The organism is Variovorax brevis (genome assembly GCF_030317105.1).
Classification (GTDB): domain Bacteria; phylum Pseudomonadota; class Gammaproteobacteria; order Burkholderiales; family Burkholderiaceae_C; genus Variovorax; species Variovorax brevis.
The window spans coordinates 38,947-64,160 of sequence record NZ_JASZYG010000014.1; the positions used below are offsets into that span (position 1 = coordinate 38,947).

Here is a 25,214-nt window from a genome sequence, read left to right on the forward strand (position 1 = left end):
GAGAACATGGACACACCACTCTTTTCCACGGCGCGTGCGCCCGCGTCCATCATCGAAACCCTGCGTGCATGGCAGGAGCGCACGCCAGAGCGAATTGCGCTCACCGTGCTGCGGGAGGGCGAGGAAGTCGAAAGCCGCGTCAGCTTTGCGCAGTTGTACGACGCCAGCATGCGCATGGCCCACGCGCTGCGCGAGGTGCTGCCCATCGGTGCCCGCGTGGTCCTGCTGCTGCCCACCGGACTGGACTTTGCCTGCGCCTTCTACGGCAACCTGGCGGCCGGCATGGTCGCGATTCCGGCCTTGCACCCGCAGCAGCCACGAAAGATCGGCCAGTGGCGCAAGCTCGCGGCCATCGTCGACAGCAGCGGTGCCACCTTGATCATCGCGCCGGCCAGGTCCGCTGCGCTGCTCGAGGGCATGCAGGCAAGCGACGGCCTGTTCGGCCACTGCCGCATCGCCACGTGCGAGGCCCTGCTCCAACAGGCGGGCGATGCCATGCAGGCCGCTTCGCCCTGGCCCTTGCCACGGGCCGGCGACCTGGCCTTTCTTCAATACACCTCCGGCTCCACCGGCAGCCCCAAGGGCGTGATGATCACGCACGCCAACATCATCGACAACCAGCAGGTCATCGCCGCTGCGATGGGCCACCACAGCGGCTCGCACCTGATGTCCTGGTTGCCGCTTTATCACGACATGGGCTTGTCGGCCCTGCTGCAGTTGGCCACGACCGGCGGCACGCTGGTGCTGATGTCTCCGGCCGCCTTCATCCAGAAGCCGCTGCGCTGGATGAAGGTGATTTCCGACTACCGCATCAACACATCCGGTGCACCCGACTTTGCCTACCACCTGGCCGCGGCGGCACTTCGCTCGCCCGAAGCGGGCGAGGCGGGGCTCGACCTGTCGTGCTGGGCGTTGGCCTTTTGCGGTGCCGAACCGATACGGCGCAGCACCGTCGACGCCTTCCTGGCGGCCGGCGCACCCTTCGGGTTGGCGCCCGGCGCGTTCTTTCCCTGCTATGGACTGGCCGAGGCGACGCTTCAGGTCAGCGGGGTCCAAAGGGGCGAAGGGGTTCGCCATCTGCAGGTGAGCGGCACCGCATTGACCCGCGGCGTGATCGAGCCGGCGCAGCCCGACGCGAACGATCTCAAGGAACTGGTTTGCTGCGGACGCGCGCCTCACGGCCACACGCTGTGCATCGTCGATGACACCGGTGCGCCGGTGGCCGATCGCCAGGTGGGCGAGATCTGGGTGCGAAGCCCCAGCGTGGGCGCCGGCTACTACAACGACCCCGTTGCCACCGCGGCTGCCTTTGGCGCCCGACTGGCTGGCGAGACCGAAACAGGCTATCTGCGCACCGGCGACCTGGGTGCACTGGTCGATGGCGAGCTCTACGTCACAGGCCGCGCAAAGGACATGCTGATCATCCACGGCCGCAACCTCTATCCGCAGGACCTGGAAGAGTGCGTGCAGGACGCTGTACCCGAACTGCGCCGCGGGGCCGGAGCGGCGTTCGCCACCCTCGTGGACGACGCCGAGAGGCTCGTGCTTGTTCAGGAGATCGGCCGCGCCCAGCGGCGCAGCATGGACACCGGGGCTGTGCTGCGGCGCATGGTTGGCGCGATCGCCGACGACATCGGCTTGACGCCGCATCGGGTCGTGCTGGTGGAACCGGCCACGATCGAGATGACCTCCAGCGGCAAGATCTCGCGCGCGCTGACCCGGCGCGCCTACCTGGAGGGTACGCTGCGCACCGTCGCCGTCTGGACCGAAAACGGCTGTCCAACAGCGACGCCGGACCAGGCGGGCACGACAGAAAACCCCTGCGTTTCCATCGCTGATTCCGAACCCGCATTCCTGCGGCGCCACTTCGAACAGGAGATCGCCCAGGCCGCCGCCGCCATGCTCAACATTGAAGCGGCGCGCGTCCCGCGCCACGCGCCGTGGACGGAGATGGGCTTCGATTCCATCCGCGCGCCGCAACTGGCGTCGTTGATCGAGCGCAAAACCGGCCTGAAGGTCGAGACCACCGCCTTCTGGGAGTGCGCCAATGTCGAGGCGCTTGCCCTGTACCTGGCCGAGATGAAAGCAGCAGCGGGCGCGCAGACGCCGCAGCCACCCGCCTCGCCCCAGCTGCACCCAGCCGCTACCGCTGCCTGCGCACGCATCGACACTGCGGACGATGCAAGAACCCATTCGCCCTCCGATGCCGCCGCGCGAGAGATCGAGGCGCTGCGCAAGGATCTGCAGTGCGCACGCGACGCCGCCAATGAACCCATCGCCATCGTCGGCATTGGGTGCCGCCTGCCCGGAGGCGCCGATTCATCCGAACGCCTATGGGAGTTGCTTGCCGCCGGCATCAACGCCGTCACGCAAGTGCCGCCCGAGCGCTGGAGCGACGCGCTCTATGACCCGCGCCCCGGCCGGGCCGACACCAGCTACAGCCGCCACGGCGCCTTCATCGACGGGGTCGACCTGTTCGATGCGGCCTTCTTCGGCGTCTCCGGACGCGAGGCGCGCCGCATGGACCCGCAGCAGCGGCTGCTGCTCGAATGCAGCTGGCGCGCCATCGAGGAAGCGGGCTTCAGCCGCGAGAGCATCAAGGCATCCAGGACCGGCGTGTTTGTCGGCTCTTCGCTGGACGACTACGCGCGCCTGAGCGAACAGCTGCCCGCGGAGCTGCACAGCTACGCACAAACCTCGCTGGGCACGGGCAGGCCGTTGGCGGCGGGGCGCATCGCCTATCTGTTCGGTCTTCACGGGCCCGCCCTTCAGCTCGACACCGCCTGCTCCTCCTCGCTCGTGACCACGCACCTGGCCTGCCAGAGCCTGCGCAACCGGGAATGCGACCTTGCGCTGAGCGGGGGCGTCAACCTGATGCTGTCGCCGGAGATGACCATCGCGCTGTGCGAGCTGCAAGCGCTGTCGCCCGATGGCCGCTGCAAGACCTTCGACGCCGGCGCCAACGGCTACGTGCGTGGCGAAGGGGCCGGCGTGGTGGCCTTGATGCGGCTTTCCGACGCGCTCGCGCAAGACCGCCCGATCCGCGCGCTGATTCGTGGCAGCGCCGTCAACCACGACGGCAAGAGCAATGGCATGACAGCGCCCAATGGCCGCGCACAGCGCGACGTGATTCGCGCTGCGTTGCAACGCGCAGGCGTTGCGCCGTCGGAAGTCGACTATGTCGAAGCGCATGGCACCGGCACGGCGCTGGGCGACCCGGTCGAACTGCGCGCGCTGCACGACGTCTATTGCCACGACACCGGGCGCGCCGGGCCGCTGCATGTGGGCAGCATCAAGACCAACATCGGCCACCTGGAGGCCGCAGCCTCGGTCGCGTCGCTGATCAAGGTGGTGTGCGCCCTGCAAAAGGCCGAGTTGCCGGCGCACCTGCATTTCGAAACGCCGACACCGCATGTGGACTGGCAGAACAACGGCATTCGCGTCACCGACCGCCACATGCCCTGGCCCGCCTCGAACGCCGGACGTCGCGTGGCCGCCATCAGCGCCTTCGGCATGAGCGGCACGAACGCGCACCTCATCGTGGAAGCATGGCGCGGCGGCGATGGCGATGGCGACACACGCGCCAGGGCGAGCGACGGCACCGACGTGCGCGCGCAGATCGTGCCCGTGTCAGGGCATAGCCCCGATGTGCTGACCCGCAGCTTGCGCGAACTGGACGAGCATCTGCTTCGCGAACCGAATACCCCGCTTGGCGACCTGGCGCACAGCCTGCGCGTGGCCCGCGACACGCACGCCTGTCGACGTGCCTTCGTGGTGCGCGACACCGCGGCGCTGTGCGTCGAGCTGGCGCGCAGCGGCGCGGCGCCGATCGCGCACGACGCCACGCCGTCGACAGCGCCACGCCTGGCCTTCCTGTTCAGCGGCCAGGGCTCGCAACACATTGCCATGGGGCGCAGGCTCTATCAAAACCTGGGCGTTTTCCGGCAGCACATCGACGCGTGCGACGAGCAGTTCAAGGCGCTGTCCGAACACTTGCTGATCGACGTGCTGTGGGGCAGCAACCCAACGCTGGTGCATAACACGCAGTACACCCAGCCTGCGCTGTTCGCGCTGGAGCTTGCGCTGGCCCGGCTGTGGATCGACTGGGGCATCGCGCCTGACGCGCTCATGGGCCACAGCGTGGGCGAATACGCAGCCGCCTGCGTGGCCGGCGTGTTCTCGATGGAGGATGGCCTGCGGCTGGTGGCCGCACGCGGTCGCCTGATGCAACTGCGGACGCCGGCGGGCGCGATGGCGGCCGTGCTGGCGCCCGCTGCTGACATCACGCCACGGCTGCAAGCATGGCAAGGCCGCATCGCGCTGGCTGCCGACAACGGGCCGCAAAGCGTGGTCGTGTCCGGCGATCCCCAATCGATGGCGACGTGGGTCGCGCAGCTCAAGCAGGAGGGCGTGCAGACGCGACCGCTGTCGGTCGCGCGTGCCTTTCATTCGCCCCTCATGGACGCGATGCTGGAGCCATTCAGGCAAGTGGCGGCGTCGGTTCGCTTTCAGCCGCCGCGCCTGCCGCTGGTCTCCAACCTCACGGGCCGCTTTGAAACGGAGCGCTTTTGCGATCCGGGCTACTGGGTTGACCATGTGCGGCAAGGCGTCCAATTTCGCCAAGGCATGCAGTGCCTTCTCGACAACGACATCGGTTGCTTCCTGGAGATCGGACCCGGCAAGACCTTGGCCAACCTTGCCCGGTCTTGCGCCGGTGCATCGCAGGGCGCCAGGGCGGGCCGCTTCGTGCACAGCTTCGATGAACAGCACGACGAGCATGAGCAACTGTTGCTTGCGCTGGCCACGATGTACGGCGACGGCCACGCCGTGGATTGGGGCGCGTTCGAGCGCTCCCTCGTTGCGCCGCATCCACCGCGTCGCACGCGCCTGCCGCCCTACCCGCTCGACATGGCGTCCTACTGGATCGGCCCTCGCCTGCCCGCGCAAGGCGGCACGCCGCTGGGCTCGGCGCAGCAAGCGCGCACGCCGGTCGACAGGCGACCGCTGGGCCGCGAGTTGAATTTGCCAGGCACGGCCGGGCAAGGCTTCGAGCAATCGCTGAGCTTGCGTCAGCAGCCCATCTTGCGCGGCCATGTCGTGCAGGGGCAAGCCATTTTTCCGGCTGCCGGCTACATCGCGATGGCGCTCGATGGCGCCCGTCGGGGTGCGCTCGATCATCCGCTGGCGCTGCACGACTTTTCTTTCGAACAGCCGTTGCGGCTCGATGAAGACACCTGCGCATCGGTGTCGACCTGGCTGCACGCCGGTGCGGGCGGCGCGCGGCGCCTGGAGATCTTTTCGCAGCGCGGCGGCCAGGACCGCGACGGCTGGACCCTGCACGCATCGGCGCAGATCGGACCACCCAAGCGGACGCCGAGCGCCGTGCCGTCGCTGCAGAAGCTGCGCGCCGAATGCACGGACCGGCTCGACACCGATGCCCTGTATCAGCAACTCGCGCAGGTGGGCCTGCACTACGGCGCGGCCTTCCGCGCCCTCGGCGAGGTGGCGCGCCATGGTGACTGGGCCATCGGTCGTGTCCGCCGCATGGCCGAGAGCGCCGCGGCCGGTCATTTTGCGGACATGGCCCTGCTCGATGCCTGCCTGCAATTGGTCGCGGCCGCGCTGCCGCCGCAGCCGGATGAGCGGCTGTACCTGCCGGTCGGCCTTGAGAGTCTGCGCGGAGAAGCCCTGGGCGAACAGGATTGTTTGTGGTGCGCAGTGCGCGTCGTCGCCACCGCGCCACTGATTCGCGCCGACCTGTGGATCTACGACGAGGACGAGCGTTGCCTGCTCGAACTGGAGAACCTGCAACTCACCGCTGCAGACCCGGTTCGCGTGGGTGCGCAGATGGTCGAGCCGTCGGTGCATCGCATGGGCTGGAACACGTTGGCGCCGATCGATGCATCCGATGCAATGCCCATCGACACCGAGATCTGCCTGCTCGGCGCCGACAAGGCCTTGGCCCGCGCCATGCACGCGGCCGCCGAGGGATTGGGACAGGGCATGACGCAGCTGCCGTCGCCCGAGTCCGTTCACACCGACGAACTTACGCGCTCGCTCGCAAGACTGGCGCTTGCCTCCGACAAGCCGCTCGTGCTGCTCTACGCCTGGAACGCGGTGGCCGGTGCACCGCACGATGGCGCCGGGGAACTGCGCATCGTCAACGCCGAATATCAGCGCTTCGCGCATTTCTGGCGCACGCTGCAAGGCATTGAATGGGGCGCCCGCAGGCTGCGCGTGGCACTGCTCACACGTGCGGCCCACAGCGTCGTTGCCGGCGACCGCACACCGATGCCGTGCCAGGCCGCGGCCTGGGGACTCGCGCGCAGCCTGATGCACGAGGCTGGCGCGGTGGACGTTTCCGTCATCGATCTCGGGCAGGTGGATGCAGCGCATTGCACGGGCGCGCTGCGTGCGATCGGCCCGGCCGCGCATGCGCTGGAGCGCCAGTTCGCCGTGCGTGGCGACACGATCCATGTGCCGCGCGTCAAGCCACATGCGCTGGCGGCACCGACGGGCGCAAAGTTGGCCCCCGGAACCTATCTGGTGACCGGCGGACGCGGTGCGTTGGGCACGACGCTGGTGGAATGGCTGATCGCGAAAGGTGCGAACCGCATCGTGTCGGCCAGCCGGGAGCTTCCCGACGATGCGCAGCGCCTGCGTCTGGGTGTGCGGGCGGAGGCGGTCGGCGCCACGTTGCTGTTTCGCCAGATCGACGTGGCGGACGCGCAAGAAGTACGCGGCCTCATCGACGAGATCGAATGGGATGCGAGGCGCCCGCTCAAGGGCGTGTTCCACACCGCCGGCGTGCTCGACGACGGCTTGCTGCACGCACAGACTGGCGCCGGCGTGCTGGAAGTGCTGCGCCCCAAGGTGGCCGGTGGCTTGAATCTGCACCGGGCCACGACCGCGCTGGCGCTTGATCACTTCGTGCTGTTTTCGTCGGTGGTGTCATGCATCGGCTCACCGGGGCAATGCGCCTACGGCGCCGCGAATGCCTGGCTCGACGCGCTGGCCGCATCGCGCCGCGCCATGGGTCTGCCCGCGCAAAGCATCGGCTGGGGCCTCTGGGGCGGCAGCGGCATGGCCAGCCGGCGCGACGCGCAACACAAGCGCCGCAGCGACGCGGTCGGCCTCTTCGACATGGCGCCTGCCGATGCCATGCATGCGCTCGAACGCTTGCTGGTGCACGGCAGCGGCCATGAACTGGTGTGGTCCGTCGATGTCGGCCTGCTCTCGAAGGGATCGCCCGGCCCTGGACTGCGCGCCTTGCTGCAGGAAGTCGCCAGCGCGCAAGCGCCGTCAGGTGAGGCGGCATCGCCGGGTACAGGCACCTGGGCCGCGTCGCTGCGTGGGCTGTCGCCGGTGCGGATGCGCCAGGCGTTGACGCATCGCCTTGTCGACGAACTGGCCACGACGTTGCAGATTGCCGCAGCCAGCCTGAGCCCGAAGACGGCCTTGATCGAGCTCGGCATGGACTCGCTGGACGCGGCTGAGTTTCGCAACGCCATCCGCAGGGAGCTGCAGGTCGACATCCCTTTCGGGCGCCTGCTCGACGGCGCCACGCTGGACGACATCGTCGCCACCGTCGCCGAAAAGCTGGCCCGCGATGCGCAAGAAGACGCAGCGCCCGACGCGGCCTCTCAAGGCACGCACCTCGACGCGAATCTTGAGCAGGGCCAGATATGAGTTCCATCGACTTCATCAATCGACTTGCGGCGCAAGGCATCAAGCTGTGGACGGACAACGGCAAGTTGCAATACCAGGCGCCGCGCAACGCGATGACGCCGGAGTTGCTGGATTCGTTGAGGCAGCACAAGCAGGCACTGATCGACTTGCTCGAACAGTTCGGCGACAGCGCGGGTAGCTTTCCGCTTTCGCAAGCGCAGCGCTCGCTGTGGTCGCTGCACCAGCTTGATCCGCACAGCGCGGCCTACAACGTCACCTATGCATGCCGTCTCGATGACGCGCTGGACACGGCGCTGCTCACGCTTTGCATCGACTACCTGATTGCGCGCCACCCGATCCTGCGCACACGCTACGAGATCGTTGATGGTCAACCGCAGCAGCGTGTCGGCGCCGAGCCGAGTGCGCGGCTGGAGGTGTCGCATGCACACGCGTTGCGCCGCGACGACGTCGTGCAATGGATCGAGCGCGAGGCCAACGCGCCCTTCGATCTGCGCGCGAGCCCGATCCGGCTCAAATTGCTGGTCAATGCGGCCGCAAGCGGCGATGCGCAAATGTTGCGCCACGTGCTGCTGCTCAATGTGCATCACATCGCGGCGGACTTCTGGTCGCTGGAAATCATGGTGCGCGAACTGGAGTCGCTGTATCGGCTCGGCGCAGCCGGTCAAGCGATGCGGCTGGCGCCCATTGGCCTTCAGTACCGGGACTTCGTGCGGCATGAGTCCGAACGCCTGAGCGGCTCCGGCGGCCAAGCGCTTGCGGACTTCTGGAAGGCAGAGCTGGAAGGCGGCATGCCGGTGCTTGCACTGGGCTGCGATCACCCGCGCCCACCGGTGAAGACGGAGAACGGCCGCATCTACAACCATGTGCTGGGCGCCGGCTTGACCCGCGCCGCGCGGCAGGTGTCCAAGGCGAACCACGTCACGCCGTACATGCTGCTGCTGGGCGTGTACCAGTTGCTGCTGCACAAGCACAGCGGCCAGACGCGCATCGTGATCGGGGCGCCCATGTCGGGCCGCAATCTGCCGGGCAGCGAGCAGGTGCTGGGCCACTTCGTGAACACCGTGCCGCTGGGCTGCGAGCTTTCTCCCGGGCAGCGCTTTGCCGATCTGCTGGCGCGCACGCGCTCCATGATGCTGCGCGTTCTCAACCACCAGGACTACCCTTTTCCCTTGCTGGTGGAGACGCTGCGGCCGCAACGCGACCCGAGCCGCTCGCCGGTGTTTCAGGTGATGTTCAACTGGAACCAGCAACGCGGCGCGAGCGATGGCGGGGCGACGCCCGCTTCGCCGTTGTTCGGCGAGGTGCTGGTCGCATCGAGCACCGGCACGCGCGGCGCCACGCACGACCTGACGCTGAACATCCTCAACAGCAGCGATACGTACACCGCGGCGTGGACATTCAACACCGACCTGTTCAATGAGGCCAGCATTGCCCGCATGGCGACGCAGTACGAGCGGCTGCTCGAACAGGTGCTTGCCGACCCGACACGGCCGTTGTCAAGCTATTGCCTGGCGGACGCGGATGTGCACGCGCGAACGCTTCGCACCATTGCCGCCGCTGGCATGCCCGCGGCCGATGCAAGCTCGCCGTTGCCGGCAAGCTTCGACGCCGCCGTGCAGCGTTCGCCGACGGCACCCGCTGTGCAATGCGCCGCTGGCGTGCTGAGCTTCGGCCAGCTCGACCAAGCGCGGCAGGCGTGGGTGTCCAGGCTGCGCGGGCACGGCGTGGGCAAGGGCGGCCGTGTCGGCATCGCACTTCACAGCGTGGTCGAGCAGGCCGTGCTGTTGCTGGCGCTGCTGCAAGTCGGCGCCAACGCATACCGGGTTGCGGCGGATGCATCGACCGAGGGGCTGGACGTGGTCGTGCGCAGCCCGCAGCCGCAGTGGAGCGGCTGGGCGCCCGCGCTGATGGCGTTCGAGCGGGGGTCCGCAGGCACCGCGAGCGACCGCATGCACCCGCCCCTGCTGGCCGGGCCTTCGGCGCCGAGCCGCTTCATCGAAGGCGTGGGCCAGGCGCTTTGCATCGACGCAGCAAGCCGACTGCTGCTGCTCGAACACGGCGACACGAATCTTGCGGTGGCCTGCCTGGCCTCCAGTCTTTGTTGCGGCGCGCATGTGCACATCCGCCGTACGGACCTGGCAAGCGGCGAAGCGGACGACCGCGACGCCTGGGCCGGCGCACTGCTGGCCGAGCTGTCAACGCAGCGCCTGGACTGCGCGGTGCTGCCTGCATTGCTGATGCCCGCGGTGCTGCGACGAAGCGAGGCCGGTGCCACGCGATGGCTGGCCTATGGCGAACATCCGCAAGCCTTGCGGCAAAGCTTTCGCGGCACGTGGCTGCGCTTCTTGCCGGATGCGGGGCTTCACCCAACTTGGGGTCCACTGGTTTTCGAGCCCACCGAATCAGGCTGGCGTTGGCTGCAACAAGAAGGTGGCGCGACGCCCGTGCTGCTCGGCGCCGCTGGCGACCTGGCCGACGAACGCCAGTTCGCGACGTTGCACCTTGTCATGGACGCTCGCAACGCGTGCTTGTGCGACACCTGTCATGACGCCAACGACTGCGGCGTCGATGACTCGCCGGTCGATGTAGCCGCCTCGTTGCGCGCGGCACTCGGCGCGCGTGCCCTTCACGCGACCCCCTTCACCCTGCGGCGCATGGGCGGCACGCTGCATTGCGAAGCGCCCGCCGGGCGGCGGGCCTCGCATCGCGCGACGCCCCTGGATATCGCCGTGCTGGAGCAAGCCCTGGCCAGCGCATGCGAGCCCGGCGAACTGCGCGAACTGGCCGTGCTCATGCGTGACACGGCCGAAGGCCCGGCGCTCACCGCGTACCTTGTTGCCACGCACCCGTCGGCGCCTGACTTCAGCGCCGCGCTCCGTCAGCGGCTGAAGCTGCGCTTGCCCGATGCCGTGCTGCCCGACGCCTTCGTCGTGCTCGACCGCTTGCCCCTGCATGCCGACGGCCGACTCGACGAAGCGCGCCTGCCCGCCCCCGACATCCAGGCGATGGGGCGCACCGCCAGCACGGAGACCGAACACCGGCTCGCCGCCGTGTGGCGCGAAGTCATGTCGCTCACGGAAGTGGGCGTCGATGACGACTTCTTTGCGCTCGGCGGCGACTCCATCCTGGCGGCCGTCATCGTGTCGAAGGCCAGCGCCGAAGGGCTCTACATGAAGCCGCGCGACTTGTTCCAGTACCCGACGATTGCCGCGCTCGCCCGCGTGGTCAGCACCACGCCCGCCATCGCCGTGGAACAGGCACCGCTGGTCGGCCTGGTCGAACCCGGCCCGGCGGCGGCCTGGTTCTTCGACGCGGTACAGGTCGATCGTTCGCACTTCAACCAGGCCCTGCTGCTGGAAATGCGCGAAGTGCCCGACGCGGCGCTGATGGACACCACGCTGCGGCTGCTGGCGCAACAGCACGATGCGCTGCGTTCGCGTTTCGAGCAGGTGGACGGCCGCTGGCAGCAACGCTTTCTTGCCATCGACGCATGGCAGCCGCCCGCATGGGTGGCCATCGACTGCACCGACGCCAGCTCGGGGAGCGTCGTGCAGCAGACATGGCATGACGCCATTGCCGCCGCGCAATCGAGCCTGGACATCGAAGGCGGGCCGCTATGGCAGATGCGCTGGCTCGACGCAGGCCCACTGAGCGCCAGCCGCTTGCTCTTCGTGGCGCACCACCTGCTGGTCGATGGCGTTTCGTGGAGCATCCTGTTGCAGGACATGGCGGACATCTACGCCAGCCTGAAGGCCGGCGCGCAAGGGTTGCGTCCTGCGAAAACCAGCTCCACCAGCGACTGGGTGCAGGCCTGGCGCGCCCGCATGGCCACGGGTGCGCTGGCCGATGACGAGCGCTACTGGAGCCGCTTTGCCGCGCAGATGAACGAGCGCCTGTCCGGTCCGGAGCGGCCCGCGTTGATGCGCCATGCCTTGCGTCCGCCCGCTGCGCGAAGCATCGCGCAGCCGCATGGCAGCTGCCAGGTCAGCCTCGATGCCGGGTTGAGCATGGCGTTTCGCACCACCGCCCACCGCGCCTATGGCACCGACGCCAACGACCTGCTGGTGGCCGCGCTGCATGCCGGCTTCAACGGCTGGTGTGACAGCAAGGCCATGCTGCTCGACCTGGAAGGCCACGGCCGCGATGCGCTGGCCGACACGGTGGACCTGGGGCGCAGCGTCGGCTGGTTCACATCGATCTACCCGGTGCTCATCGAAGGCGTCGGGCTCGACGCGCCGGACCGCTTGATCAAGCACGTCAAGCAGCGCCTTCGCGAGGTGCCGAACAAGGGCGCGAGCTTTGGCGCGCTGCGCTACCTGGCGCCCGAGGATGCTCCCGTGCGCCAGGCGCTGGCCGCGATGCCGCCCTCGCCGGTGCTGTTCACCTACCTCGGGGCGATCGATCAGCCCGGTGTGTCCGTCGGCCCATTCACCGGCACGGCCACGCCGGCGCCCGGCATCCGCAGCGATCGCCAGCCGCGCACGCACCTGCTGGACATCTACGCCTTTCTGCACAACGGGCGCCTGACGATCGAGGCCGCATTCACCGGCGGCGGCGCCGTCGAAGACAGCATGGGCTGCCTGCTCCAGCGCGTCGCGGACGCACTGGGCACGCTGCTGCGCCATTGCACCAGCCCCGGCGCAGGCGGCATGACGCCGTCGGACGTGCCCGACATCGAGATCAGCCAGGACGGCCTGGACAGCCTGCTCGCCGAACTTTCCGAAGCACCGGCGTGACGCCCTATCTCTTGCCTGCTGGACCGCATGACCCTCAACGTTGACACCATCTACTACCTCACCCCTGTGCAGCACGGCATGCTGCACCACTCGCAGCTGGCGGCCGGCTCGGGCGTCTATGTGGAGCAGTTCACCTGCCTGCTCGAAGGCGCACTGGACGAAGAGCGTTTTGCCCAGGCATGGGCCGCCGTGGCGCAAGGTCACGATGTGCTGAAGACGCGTTTTGTCCGCCTGCGCGATGCGCAGCCGCTGCAGGTGGTGCTGCGGGAAGTGCGCTTGCCCCTGGCGCGCGCGGACTGGAGCGCACTCGATGCACAGGCGCAGGCCCGGCGCTTCGAAGCCTTGCTGGCCAGCGACCGCGCGGCCGGCCTGGACCTCGACGCGGCGCCGCTCATGCGCATCCAGCTGATGGCCCTTGGACCACAGCGCTGGCGCTTCCTGTGGACCTGGCATCACGCGATCCTGGACGGATGGTCGATGCCGATCCTGCTCGGCGAGGTTTTTCGTCACTATGCAGGGGAGCCGGGTAACGGTCCGCCACGGCCAGACTTCCGGCACTACGCCGCATGGCGGCGCCAGCAGGACATGCAGCCCGCCCGCACCTTCTGGACCGACCAGTTGCGCGGGCTGCATGAAGCGCTGGCATGGGCACCAGCCGTTTGCCCGCCGCCCACGCAGCGTGCAGCAGGGCCACTCGCATTGTTTGACGCAGCCATGCCGCAGGCGTGGAGCGCAGCGGCGGCGCGACTGTGCCGCACCCAACGCATCACGCTCAACACGCTGTGCCAGGGCGCATGGTCGCTGCTGCTCGCGCTCTATGGCGACAGCCGCGACCTTTGCTACGGCATGGTGGTTTCCGGCCGCAACGCCGGGCTGGCCGGCGCTGACGCGATGGTCGGAATCTTCATCAACACGGTGCCGATGCGGGTGCGCCTGGACACCGGCGTCACGGCAGGCGCCTGGCTGCGCGATTTGCAGCAGGACATCCAGGCGGCCGAGTCCCACTCGATCCTGCCGCTGGCCGACATTCAGCAATGCAGCGAAATGCCGCGCGGGCAGGCGCTGTTCGACACCGTCTATGTGTTCGAAAACTACCCCGGGCAAGCGCAGTTCCAGCGCATGGTCTCGGCGCTGGGCCTGCGCGTCGAGGACGTACGCGCGGTCGAGCAGACGCACTACCGGCTCGCGCTGATCGTGCTGCCAGGCGACACGCTCCAGTTTCACTTTGCGTACGATCCCGCGCGCTTCAGCGCTGAGGCCGTCAGAGAAATCGGTCGCCAGTTCGCTGCCTTGCTCGCGCGTCTGGTGGACGATGGCGAAGTCCACGTGCGGCAACTGGCCCTGCACGCCGAGCCACTCCCGGCATTGCCGCCACCATCGATGCAGCACTGCGCGCAAAGCCTGCTGGACTGTGTGCGAACGCACGCCGCACGGACACCGGCGCGCTTGGCCCTGGTCGGCGGAACCGCAACGACGGGTCTGAGCTACGGCGAACTGCTGCAGCGCTGCGAGGCGGCGCAGCAGCGCTGGCTCGCGCTCGGGTTCAAGCCCGGCGAGCGCGTGGTGTTGCCGTGCGATCCCGAAAGCTGCGATGCGCAGGCTCTGGTTCAACTGCTGTCGGCACTTGCATTGGGGCTGGAATGCATCTGGGCCGGCGCATCTGGCGACACGCCGGAGGGCGACTACGCTTCGCTTCGCCTGCCTGGCACTGACGATGCGGCAAGTGTGGATGGCCCTGACGCGTCCCGGCCGGATCGCGGTGCCTGCTGGCTGCGGAGCCAAGGCGAGGCAGGCCGCCGGACCTTGTTGCGCTACACGCAACAGCAACTGCTGCAAGCGGCCCAGGCCTTCGCCGCAGCCTGCCCCGTGGGCACGGCGCACGGGATGGCCTTCGCGGACACATGGTCGGCCGGCCGCGCCTTGTGGCATGCGCTCATGGGACTGGCGAGCGGCTTGAGCCTGCACGGCCTGTGCATCTCCCCCGGCGAAGACTTCGTTGCACAGGTGGCGCTCGCCCACGACCCATGGCACACCGTGGTGCTGGACCCGCAGCGCACGCGCCTGCTCGGCGAAGTGCCAGCGACGGATGTCGGCGCCATCGACTGCGAGCACTGGATCGTCGATGCGCAAAGCCTGAGCGCGCGCGGCGCGGCGCGCCTGCGCGCGCTGAACGAGAGCGCCGCCATCGTGTGCGAATGGCATTCTCCCGGGACGTCGCTGCCGCACTTGCGATGGCAGCATGCCGACGCATCGACCGGTCCGTCGGCATTGGCGTGCGTCCCCGGCAGCCGGCTCGATGTCATCGACATGAACGGGCACCCCGCGGCGCCGTTTGCGCGCGGCCGTCTGCGCATCAGCGGTGCGAGCGTTCCAGCGGCGGTGATGGTCCGCCAGGCGTTGCCGGGCGCTGCCCAGGGCTGGACGCTCGACGAGCCGCTGCACTGCGTCGACGCATGGCCCGCCTGGCGCACGCCGCAAGGCTTCTTTGCGGCGCTGGCGCCAGAAGCCGGGCCGACGCCGATGTCGCCCGGGCGCGCCGATGCATCGGCGGCGCTGCCAGACCCGTCAGGCGACGCCATCGAGCGCGGCCTGCAAGAAATCTGGTCGGCCCTGCTCAAGCGCGACGGCATCCAGCCACACCACAACTTCTTTGAGCTTGGCGGCCAGTCGCTGCTCGCCGCGGTCATGCTCTTCCAGATCGAAGAGAAGCTGGGCGTGGCCGTGGAGATGGCGCGCTTCTTCGAGGCACCGACCATCGTTCAACTGGCGCAAAGGATACGCAGCGGCACGGCGACGCGCGTGGAACCGGACCTGGCCGAAGAAGCCCGGCTCCCTGCCGACATTGCGCCGCCGGCTGCAGTGGCCGCCAGCGACAACTTCGCGGCGCCATCGCATGTGTTGCTCACCGGCGCGACAGGCTTCCTTGGCGCGCACCTGCTGGCGCAGTTGCTGGCCAACACCGGGGCGGTGGTGCACTGCCTGGTGCGCGCACCCGACGCCACCGCGGCGCTCCAGCGCATTGTCCAGGCGATGCAGGCGCAGGAGGTGTGGGTGCCGGCGCATGCCGGGCGCATCGTCGCCGTGCCCGGCAACCTGGAGCAGCCGCAGCTGGGGCTCGACGCCGACGTCTTCGACCGCCTGGCGCAGCAGATCGACGCGATTTATCACAACGCTGCGCTCATCAACTTCGTGTATCCGTACAGCCTGCTCAAGCGCGTCAACGTCGATGCCACCACCGACGTGCTGCGCCTGGCCTGCCAGCATCACGCGAAGCCGGTGCACTACATCTCCACGGCCGGCGTGCTGGACCGGAAGGCCGCGCAACTCGACGAAGTGCTCGCGCTGCCACTGCACGACCAGTTGCCCGACGGTTATGACCAGAGCAAATGGGTCGCCGAGCAGCGGGTGGCCGAAGCGGGCCGACGCGGCCTGCCCGTGACCATCTACCGGCCGGGGCGCATCGTGGGCAGCGCGAGCACCGGGCGCATGAACACCGATGACCTGTTTTGCCGGCTCATCAAGGGCATCGCCCTCTTTGGCAAGGCGCCGCGCGGGGTGGGCTTCGATAACGTCCTGCCTGTCGACCTGGTCAGCCGGATCATCGTCGAGGCTTCCTCGCGGCCCGGGGCGCGCGGCCAGGCGGTGCATGTGCTCAATCCACACTGGCATTCCTTCGACGAGGTGGTGGCGCTCATCGAGTCGCGCGGCTATTCACTCGAGCACCTGGCCTTCGGTGACTGGCTCGAGCAGCTGGACGTGCACGTACGGCGCAACACCGATCACCCGCTTGCCATGCTGATTCCGGCGCTCCGAAGGCTCAACCCGCAGACGGATGCGAGCGTGGGTCGGCAATTGCCCATCAGCATTCACAGGATGCAGGTGCTCGCCCCGCAAGCGCTGGCCGCCGGACTGCAGCCGACGATCAATTGGCTAAAGCGCTGTATTGAGCATTTCGAAAGCAGCGGGTATCTGACGCCGCCCAAATCCCCACCATTCGCGACTACAAAATACACATAAGGCAATTAACCGAATAGCCATTGCGCCAAATTGTTAAATGCATACCAAATATTTTATGGACAAAGTACAGCGAGGATCTGGCGGCGTTGAAGGAATGGCGTTACGATTGATCTTCGCAGCAGATGACGCCGAATAGTTCAGTCAATCCAACTGTTTTCAAGCCCTATTGTTTTTTCGCTCGATATCTTATTTCAAAATATTTCGACGCAAACAGGGAGTCATCGGCTGATCTGCACCCGTAAAATAAAAATGCAAATTCAGGAAGACATGTCAGCCATCCACGCTCCTGCCGGAGATCTGGAAATACTTTCGCGCATCATCAGGGAAATTCAGCCCTGCCGGGACATCACGCTTCAACTGGACAAGATCTCTCGCCGCATGCACGAGATCATTCCATTCCGCAAATCCGTGTTGCTTCTACAGCGCAAGATCAATTCGGCAGCGTGTGGACTGGTCTATTACAACGGCGGGCCGAGCGAGGATTTCTCGGGACAATCAAAAGCTGCATCGGCCATCAGCATCGAGCAATACGGCAAAAGCTTCGAACGATTCAAGCAAACCGACCATGCTTTTCTGTGGTCGAGCCAGCCGCTGCCGCAGCAGGACGCGGCCTTGCCCGCCGAACTCGCCGATGCCGCGCGGCGCATGCAGGGCGGCTGCGGTCTGGCCGCCATCGTGCAGTCGGCGAGCTTCGGAGCCGACGACGTCGTCATGCTGTGGCAGTTCGACTGTGACGTGGAGAGTCCCCAGCAATCCCTGGGGCTCAGCGTCATCGCCTTTTGCCTGCATTCGACATTCATGCTGCATTCGGTCGCCCCTCAAACCAAAAGCGACTGTTTTGGAATCAATCTCACCAGCAAGGAGCGAGACGTCCTCAAATGGGTGGGCGAAGGAAAAACCTCCTGGGAAATCGGCAGGATCATGTACACGTCGGAGCGCACCGTCAAATTCCATCTGAAAAACGTTTACGCCAAGCTCAATGTTTCCAATAGAGCGCAAGCGGTTGCCGTTTTCAACCGGCTGCGCATTTACTGAGGCGGCGCGCATGTCGTTCAAACAAAAAATTGGCGCCTTTGTCGAAAAACACGGGTACACCTATCGGGCTTACGTCCTGGGGATCCTGTTTTTTCCGCCTGCCGCAGTTTTCATTGCTTGCAAGAAGCCCGACATCTCCATGACCAGCCGGGTCACGCTCAATGTTTTTGCAATTGCGCTGCCGCCGTTGATTGGCGCTGGCACTCTTTACATTCTCAAGACGATCGTGGACTGGTTACGCATCCAGTTTTAGCGCGTCGCGCCCCGCAAGTTGCCGCGACCCGTACGAAAGAACAGTTTTATTCCCTCGACATCCAATAACCTGCGCACGCATTGCCTTTTACGACTTCATGACTATTGACGCAGCACAACTAAATGCGGTTGGAAAGGCATATCACCTGGACGCTGTCGGCGTTTCCGCCCTTCGCCATGTCGATCTCACGGTTCGCAGCGGACTGGTCACCGTCATTTGCGGCGCCTCGGGCAGCGGCAAGACCACGCTGCTCAACCTCATCGGGGGGCTCGACCGGCCCAGCAGCGGCTCCATTCAAGTGGCCGGCAAGGACATCGGCGCAATGGACGACAACGCACTGTCGGACTTCCGGGCACGCAGCCTGGGCATCGTGTTCCAGAACTTCAATCTGTTGCCGGTGCTGACGGCGTTCGAGAATGTCGAATACCCGCTGGTGCTGGTCGGCCGCGAGCGGCGCCAGCGCCACCAGCGGGTGCGCGAATTGCTGCACGCCGTGGGGCTCGCCGACAAGGCCGGAAGTCGGCCCGGCGAACTGTCGGGCGGCCAGCGGCAGCGGGTGGCCATTGCGCGTGCACTGGCAGCGGGTCCGCAGATCGTGCTGGCCGACGAGCCGACCGCCAACCTCGACAGCCAGACCGGCGCGCAGATCATCGCGTTGATGCGCAGCCTCCAGCGCGAGCAGCAGGTGTCTTTCATCATTTCGTCGCACGACGCGCAGGTGATCGAAGCGGCCGACGATCTCATCCGCATCAAGGACGGCAGCGTCGCCGGGGTGTGCCGGGCCAAGGCGGTGGCATGAACACCTTTGCACTGGCCTGGCGCAACCTGTTGCGCGCCCGGCGCCGCTCCATCACGACCTTGCTGGCGATGATCGTCGGCGCCAATGCGGTCCTTCTGTTCGGCGGCTACAGCCGCAACATCACCTACGGTCTGCAGTCCGACTATGTGAAGTACGGCGGACATCTGCAGATCCAGCGCCAGGGCTACTACCTGTACGGCAGCGGCAACCCGGCAGCCTATGGGATTGCCAGCTACCAGAAGATCATCGACACCATCAAGGCCGACCCCGTGCTGCAGCCGATGGTGGTGATGGCAACGCCCACGCTCGACCTGCAGGGCATCGCCGGCAACTTCAGCGCCGGCGTGTCGCGAACCGCGCTGGGCGTGGGCGTGGTCGTGGCGGACCAGAACGTGATGCGCGCCTGGAACGACTACGACTTTCCCGTGGAGATCCCACCCATGGCGCTCACTGGCACGCCTGCGGACGCAGCCATCGTGGGCGTCAGCCTGGCGCGGGTTCTCCAGTTGTGCAAGCCGTTGCAGATCAAGGATTGCCCGGAGCCGCCATCGCCGCCGTCCCGCCCGGGTGCGCGTGAGCTTTCAGTCGACGTGGCAGCCCTGGGCGCACTGGCCGGCCAGGACGGCTTGGCGGCGCCGTTCGCCAACTCCATCGAAATGCTGGCCGCGACCGCACGGGGCGCGCCCAACGTCGCACAGTTGAAAGTCGTCAAGGCCGAGGAACAGGGCGTGAAGGAGTTCGACGACGTGTACGTCGGCCTGCACCTGGCGCAGGCGCAGCGCCTGGTCTTCGGCAATGACCCGCCGAAAGCGACCGCCATCGTCGTGCAGTTGCAGCACACCGGACAGATGAAGGCCGCGCGCGAGCGTCTTGAGTTCCTGCTGCGCACAAGCTTTGCCGGCGAATCGACCGAGGTGGTGGACTACACGACGCTCAACCCCTTCTACGGCCAGGCGCTGGCGCTGTTCGGCACGATCTTCGGCTTTGTCGCGGCGCTGATCGGGGCCATCGTCCTGTTCACGGTGGGCAACACCATGAGCATGGCCGTGATCGAACGCACGGTGGAAATCGGCACGTTGCGCGCCATGGGACTGCGGCGCTCGCACTTGCGCCGACTCTTCATGAGCGAGGGGCTGTTGCTGGGCGCCGCGGGTGCCGTGATCGGGGTTGGCATCGCGGCCGGCATTGCGGGCTTGATCAACTTCAGCGGATTGACCTGGACCCCACCCGGACGCTCGCCCGTGCCATTGATCATCCGCGTGTGGGGCGAACCAAAGCTGATTGCGGGCACCACCGCCGGCCTGGTGCTGGTGGCCATCCTCTCGGCCTGGCTTCCTTCGCGCCGCGCCGCCCGACTGGACATCGTCGAGGCGCTGCGGCATGTATGAACCCACGTTTGCGGCATGGCGCGCCCGTTTCCCGAATCCCGTTTTGGTTTCGCATTTCGCATTTCGATGGAGGCTCCCTGAATGAAACCACCCTGGCGCACCTTCTCTGCTGCCACGGCGATGACACTTGCCGCGGTACTCGCGGGATGTACGCCGCATGACAGCGCCGCCGCGTCCACGCACGCTGCCACGCGCGAGCGGCCTGCAAGCCTCGACACATCCTTCAAGCGCACGTCGGCGGCAGGCAAGTACGTCGTCGAGATCACGCCGCCCGCGCCGGGCGTGGCTGTCGGGCGCATTCAAGGCTGGACCATCACGCTGCAGGGTGCAACGGGCGAGCCGGTGCCGGGCGCTTCCATCGATGTCAGCGGCGACATGCCCGAACACGGCCACGGACTTCCAACCCAGCCGCAAGTCAAGCCAGGCACGCAGCCCGGGCACTATGCGCTCGAAGGCATGAAGTTCAACATGGGCGGCTGGTGGGTGCTTCACCTCAAGATCCGCGGGCCGCAAGGCGCGGATGAGGTCACGTTCAACATAGTGCTGCCCGAGTGAAGGTCAGTGCAATGCCTCCGACTCCCGGGATTCCAATGAACAAGAAACAACTGCAAGTGCGCCATTTCGTCATCGGTTGCCTGGGCCTTTGCGTCGGCGCCATGTTCGCGCCGTACGCCTGGGCACAGGCCGCGCGGACGCCGACCCAGAGGCTGGACACGTCCGACTCGCGCGCCGACAGGCTGACGCCCTACCAGCCGCGCTTCGGCCGGAAGCGGCCGGTCATTGCCGTCGTCGCCGAGAACTACTACACCGAGTTGAGCGACTACGTGGTGCCCTACGGCATCCTGAGTGCCGCGAGCGTGGCCGACGTGTATGCGCTGGCCACGCAGCCGGGGCCGATCCGCATCTTTCCGGCGCCGATGAACATCCAGCCGCAGGCCACCATCGCGGCCTTCGATCGCCAGTATCCGCAGGGCGCCGACTACATCGTGGTGCCGGCCGTGCACCGCGACGACGACCCGACGCTGCTGGCATGGGTCCGTGAGCAGTCGGCCAAGGGCTCGGTCATCGTCGGGGTCTGCGACGGGGTCCGGGTGCTCGCGCAAGCGGGCCTGCTGGACGGACACAAGGCCACCACCCACTGGTATTCCATCGACGAACTGGGCAAGCGGTATCCGGCGACCACATGGCAGCGCGATCGGCGCTACATCGAGGACGGCAAGATCATCACGACCACGGGCGTGACGGCCAACATTCCGGTGTCGCTGGCCATCATCGAGGCCATCGCCGGCACGCAGCAGGCCACCAGCGTTGCGCATCGGCTCGGCGGCCCCGAACGCGGCTGGTCGGCCAGGCACCCGACCGATCGCTTTCATCTCACGTGGCGCGACAAGTTCACCATTGCCGGCAACTTCGCGTCCTTCTGGGCACACGAGGAGGTCGGCATCAAGCTGGAACCGGGCTTCGACGAAATCTCGCTGGCGCTGAAGGCCGAGGTGTACTCCGCGACCTATCGCTCCAAGGCACTCACCGTCGCCGACAGCGCCGCGCCGGTCAAGAGCAAGCGCGGCCTGTACTTCGTTCCGGCAACGACGGTGGACAAGGCGCCGCGCCGCATGCTCAGCCCGCCGGATGGCAAAGTGCCGCTGCTCGCGCTGGACCAGGCGCTCAAGGGGCTGGCCGCGGACTATGGACAGGACACGGCATCGTGGGTCGCCTTGCAGATGGAGTACCCGGGGTATTGACGGGCCGTCGAAATGCGCTTGCGGCGTCGCGTCGGAGTCGCGTCGGAGTCGCGTCGACGTCGCGTCGCAATCGCGACTGCATGAACGCCACGCGCGCCGACACAATGGCGAGCGCGGCGTTGTTCCATTCGATGCCCATTTTCGAAAGGCTTTTGCCATGAGCACCACCACCCTCCTCACCCGCCAGGATGCGCTCGGCACCGCGCGCCTTCGCAGCACTGACGACGCGCCGTTGACCGAAGGCCAGGTGCGCGTTCGCATCGACACCTTTGCGCTCACCTCCAACAACATCACCTACGCCGCTTTTGGCAACGCGATGAGCTACTGGAACTTCTTCCCCAGCGGTGAAGAAGGCTGGGGCGTGATCCCGGTGTGGGGATTCGGTTCGGTGGTGCAGTCGATGAACCCTGGCGTTGCAGTGGGTGAGCGGCTCTACGGCTACTTCCCCATGGCCGACCAGGTGGTGCTTCAGGCTGACCGCCTCAAGCCCGACGGCTTTTTCGATGCGGCGCCGCATCGCCGCGAACTGCACCCGGTCTACAACCGCTATTCGCGCTGCAGCGCCGACCCGATGTACACGGCCGACACCGAAGACGTGCAGGCGCTGCTGCGTCCGCTGTTCACCACCTCATGGCTCATCGACGACTTCTTTGCGGAGAACGACTTCTTCGGCGCCAAGGCGCTGTTGCTGTCGAGCGCATCGAGCAAGACGGCCTACGGCACTGCCTTCCAGCTGGCGCAACGCACGGGCATCGAAGTGATCGGCCTCACCTCGCCCGCCAACAAGGCCTTTTGCGAAAGCCTGGGCTGCTACAGCCGCGTGATTGGCTACGACGAACTGGAAGCCATTGACGCTGACACTGCGTGCGCCTACATCGACTTTGCGGGCAACGCAGACCTGCGCATGAATATCCACACGCGATTCGCGAACCTGCGCTTCAGCAGTTCGATTGGCGGCACGCACGTCGAGCAACTGGGCGGCGCCAAGGACCTGCCCGGGCCGCGTGCGACGCTGTTCTTTGCGCCGGCACAGATCAAGAAGCGTTCAGAGGAATGGGGAGCGGCCGGATTGGCCGACAAGCTGCTGCAGGCGTGGCGCGCATTCGTTGCCAAGGTGAGCGACCCGGCCGCGCCGTGGCTCGTGCCCGAGCACCATCGCGGCACTGACGCCGTGCAATCGGCCTACCTCGCGGTGCTGGCCGGCCGCGGCGATGCACGCTCCGGCCACATGCTGTCCCTTCTTGCTCCCTCTCCCTCCGGGAGAGGGCGGGGGTGAGGGCTCCGGGCCTTTGATGAGGCGGGGCGAGCGGATACGCCCGGTGCCCTCACCCTGACCCTCTCCCGGAGGGAGAGGGGATAGTTACTCGGTCTTGCTCCCTCTCCCTCCGGGAGAGGGCTGGGGTGAGGGCTCCGGGCCTTTGATGAGGCGGGGCGAGTGGATACGCCCGGTGCCCTCACCCTGACCCTCTCCCGGAGGGAGAGGGGAAAAGTCGGAGCCCCACCTCAAAGGGAGAGGAGACAAGGCCATCAGTCGTACAACACCGCCGCGATCTTCGGATCTGCAATATTGCCCTTGTCGTACCAATAAAAGCCCGTGTCGATGACCTTGGGCAGCGTCTCGCCCTTGAGTGCCTTCACTGCCGCCTCGACCGTCTTGTAGCCGATGCCCACCGGGTTCTGCGTGATGGCGCCGGCCATGAGGCCGTCCTTGATCGCGTCCTTCTGCTGCTTGCCCGAGTCGTAGCCGACGATGACGAACTTGCGCTTGGTCTCCTTGGCCGCATTGACCACGCCGATGGCCGAGCCCTCGTTCGCGCCGAACATGCCCTTGAGGTTCGGGTAGGCCTGCAGGATGGACTTGGCGATCTCGGTGGACTTGAGCTGGTCGCCGCCGCCGTACTGCACGCTCACGATCTTGATGTTCGGATAGGTCGACTTCATGCGGTCGACAAAGCCGTCGCGCCGATCGACGCCGGTGCGGCTGGTCTGGTCGTGCACCACCAGCGCGACTTCGCCCGCCTTGCCGATCAGCTCGGCCATCTTGTCCGCAGCGAGTGCGGCGGCCGCCTTGTTGTCGGTGGTGGCGGTGGTCACGGGAATGTCGCTGTCCACGCCCGAGTCGAAGGCGACCACCGGAATCTTCGCGGCCTGCGCCTTCTTCAGCAGCGGAATGGCCGCCTTGCTGTCGAGCGCTGCAAAGCCGAGCGCGGCGGGCTTCTTGGCCAGCGCCGCCGAGAGCATGTCGATCTGCTTGTCGACCATGGCTTCGGTCTCCGGTCCCTCGAAGGTGACGCGGACCTTGTAGTCTTTCGCGGCCTGGTCGGCGCCCTGCTTCACCGCTTGCCAGAACTGGTGCTGGAAGCCCTTGGACACCAGCGGAATGTAGGGCTGCTCCTGCGCCATCGCCACGCCGCCCAGGCCCAGGCTGGCGGCCAGCACGGCGGCAATGCTCACTGCTCTTCTCTTCATGACTTCGTGTCTCCTTGGTTGGGGTTGCTTCGTCGGGAAAAAAAGAATGCGCCGCCTACTGCTTCTTGCGGCGGATGATGTCCATGTAAACAGCCAGGATGATGATGACGCCCGTCACCACCGTCTGCCACTCCTGCGCCACCGACATGATGCGCAAGCCGTTGGTCAGCACGCTCATGATGAAGGCGCCGATGATCGTGCCGATGACGGTGCCCGTGCCCCCGCTGAGCGATGTGCCGCCGATGACCACCGCCGCAATGGCGTCCAGCTCGTAGCCCTGCCCCAGCGCCGGCTGCGCCGAGTTCAGGCGCGACGCAATGATGAGCCCCGCGATGCCGCAGATGGCGCCGCTCACGGTGTACACCACGATCTTCCAGAAGTCCACGTTCACGCCCGACAGCCGCACCGCTTCCTCGTTGCTGCCCAGCGCAAAGGTGTAGCGGCCCAGCGGCGTCTTGTTGAGCACGATGCTCGCCACGATGGCCACGACGAACAGGATCAGCACCGCGTTGGGAATGGGCAGCGCGGGAAACCACTCGCCGATGAGCGATTCCTGCGAGATGTAGGTGAAGCCGGGCGTGTCGTTGAAGTAGATCGGCTTGGTGCCCGAGATGACCAGCGACAGACCCTTGAGCAGCATCATCATGCCCAGCGTGGCAATGAAGGGCGGCACCTTGAGCTTGGCGATGATCACGCCCGACACGAAGCCGCACAGTGCGCCAAAGAAAATCGCCGCAACCACGCCCATGTAAAGCGGCATGCCCCAGTAGGTGAGCACCACGCCGGCCATGACGGCGCAGAAGGTCATCATCGTCCCCACCGACAGGTCGATGCCCGAGGTGATGATGACGAAGGTGCAGGCAATGGCCAGCACGCCGTTCACCGCCGTCGCCTGCAGGATCGCCACCATGTTGTCGGCCTGCAGGAAGTTCGGCGACGCAAAGCTGAAGAACATCATCAGCACCAGCAGGCTCGCGAAGGCCAGCAGCTTCTGCCGCGTGGACGGGCGAAACAGGCGCGCCATCAGGCTTGTCGGCGATGCGGCGGGGATCGAAGCGGGGACGGAGGAGTTGTCCATGGGGAGTG

At 66.7% G+C, this 25,214-nt stretch carries 12 protein-coding genes; 10 read left to right on the top strand and 2 right to left on the bottom strand.

The annotated features are described in order from the left end of the window. Positions 1–6: 6 nt before the first annotated feature. The 10 genes from QTI66_RS30580 to QTI66_RS30625 all read left to right on the top strand — a co-directional run bounded on the left by QTI66_RS30580 (position 7) and on the right by QTI66_RS30625 (position 22,935). The gene (locus tag QTI66_RS30580; RefSeq protein ID WP_286564056.1) at positions 7–7,689 is read left to right on the top strand and encodes a type I polyketide synthase; all 7,683 of its coding nucleotides are present in this window, start codon (positions 7–9) and stop codon (positions 7,687–7,689) included. Beyond that, the gene (locus tag QTI66_RS30585) at positions 7,686–12,425 is read left to right on the top strand and encodes a condensation domain-containing protein (RefSeq protein ID WP_286564058.1); all 4,740 of its coding nucleotides are present in this window, start codon (positions 7,686–7,688) and stop codon (positions 12,423–12,425) included. The genes QTI66_RS30580 and QTI66_RS30585 overlap by 4 nt, the downstream gene beginning before the upstream one ends. A gap of 27 nt (positions 12,426–12,452) precedes the next feature. Next, entirely contained in the window at positions 12,453–16,442 is a 3,990-nt protein-coding gene (locus tag QTI66_RS30590) for a thioester reductase domain-containing protein (RefSeq protein ID WP_286564059.1), read from the top strand. A gap of 267 nt (positions 16,443–16,709) precedes the next feature. Continuing rightward, on the top strand, positions 16,710–17,477 hold the full coding sequence (locus QTI66_RS30595) for a helix-turn-helix transcriptional regulator (protein ID WP_286564060.1): 768 nt from the start codon (positions 16,710–16,712) through the stop codon (positions 17,475–17,477). Positions 17,478–17,487: 10 nt separating this feature from the next. Continuing rightward, positions 17,488–17,730: a hypothetical protein gene (locus tag QTI66_RS30600; protein WP_286564062.1), complete on the top strand. Its 243-nt coding sequence runs from the start codon at positions 17,488–17,490 to the stop codon at positions 17,728–17,730. Positions 17,731–17,833: 103 nt separating this feature from the next. After that, positions 17,834–18,529, top strand: a complete 696-nt coding sequence (locus QTI66_RS30605; protein WP_286564168.1) for an ABC transporter ATP-binding protein — start codon at positions 17,834–17,836, stop codon at positions 18,527–18,529. Next, positions 18,526–19,917 carry an ABC transporter permease gene (locus QTI66_RS30610; RefSeq protein ID WP_286564064.1) on the top strand — a complete coding sequence of 464 codons (1,392 nt, stop codon included), beginning with the start codon at positions 18,526–18,528 and terminating at the stop codon, positions 19,915–19,917. The genes QTI66_RS30605 and QTI66_RS30610 overlap by 4 nt, the downstream gene beginning before the upstream one ends. 81 nt (positions 19,918–19,998) lie before the next feature. Then, positions 19,999–20,472 carry a FixH family protein gene (locus QTI66_RS30615; protein WP_286564065.1) on the top strand — a complete coding sequence of 158 codons (474 nt, stop codon included), beginning with the start codon at positions 19,999–20,001 and terminating at the stop codon, positions 20,470–20,472. A gap of 35 nt (positions 20,473–20,507) precedes the next feature. Beyond that, the gene (locus tag QTI66_RS30620; RefSeq protein WP_286564066.1) at positions 20,508–21,659 is read left to right on the top strand and encodes a DJ-1/PfpI family protein; all 1,152 of its coding nucleotides are present in this window, start codon (positions 20,508–20,510) and stop codon (positions 21,657–21,659) included. 157 nt (positions 21,660–21,816) lie between these two features. Continuing rightward, entirely contained in the window at positions 21,817–22,935 is a 1,119-nt protein-coding gene (locus QTI66_RS30625) for a DUF2855 family protein (protein WP_286564067.1), read from the top strand. A gap of 251 nt (positions 22,936–23,186) precedes the next feature. Here QTI66_RS30625 and QTI66_RS30630 read toward each other — a convergent pair whose 3' ends face one another. Next, a complete protein-coding gene (locus QTI66_RS30630) occupies positions 23,187–24,128 on the bottom strand; it encodes an ABC transporter substrate-binding protein (RefSeq protein WP_286564068.1) in 942 nt (313 codons plus the stop codon). A gap of 55 nt (positions 24,129–24,183) precedes the next feature. Further along, positions 24,184–25,206: an ABC transporter permease gene (locus QTI66_RS30635; protein ID WP_286564069.1), complete on the bottom strand. Its 1,023-nt coding sequence runs from the start codon at positions 25,204–25,206 to the stop codon at positions 24,184–24,186. Positions 25,207–25,214 lie beyond the last annotated feature (8 nt).

Bases quoted from the DNA above. Each gene is read 5' to 3' on its own strand.
- QTI66_RS30580 (WP_286564056.1), top strand. From the start codon at position 7: ATGGACACACCACTCTTTTCCACGGCGCGTGCGCCCGCGTCCATCATC.
- QTI66_RS30585 (WP_286564058.1), top strand. From the start codon at position 7,686: ATGAGTTCCATCGACTTCATCAATCGACTTGCGGCGCAAGGCATCAAG.
- QTI66_RS30590 (WP_286564059.1), top strand. From the start codon at position 12,453: ATGACCCTCAACGTTGACACCATCTACTACCTCACCCCTGTGCAGCAC.
- QTI66_RS30595 (WP_286564060.1), top strand. From the start codon at position 16,710: ATGTCAGCCATCCACGCTCCTGCCGGAGATCTGGAAATACTTTCGCGC.
- QTI66_RS30600 (WP_286564062.1), top strand. From the start codon at position 17,488: ATGTCGTTCAAACAAAAAATTGGCGCCTTTGTCGAAAAACACGGGTAC.
- QTI66_RS30610 (WP_286564064.1), top strand. From the start codon at position 18,526: ATGAACACCTTTGCACTGGCCTGGCGCAACCTGTTGCGCGCCCGGCGC.
- QTI66_RS30615 (WP_286564065.1), top strand. From the start codon at position 19,999: ATGAAACCACCCTGGCGCACCTTCTCTGCTGCCACGGCGATGACACTT.
- QTI66_RS30620 (WP_286564066.1), top strand. From the start codon at position 20,508: ATGAACAAGAAACAACTGCAAGTGCGCCATTTCGTCATCGGTTGCCTG.
- QTI66_RS30625 (WP_286564067.1), top strand. From the start codon at position 21,817: ATGAGCACCACCACCCTCCTCACCCGCCAGGATGCGCTCGGCACCGCG.
- QTI66_RS30630 (WP_286564068.1), bottom strand. From the start codon at position 24,128: ATGAAGAGAAGAGCAGTGAGCATTGCCGCCGTGCTGGCCGCCAGCCTG.
- QTI66_RS30635 (WP_286564069.1), bottom strand. From the start codon at position 25,206: ATGGACAACTCCTCCGTCCCCGCTTCGATCCCCGCCGCATCGCCGACA.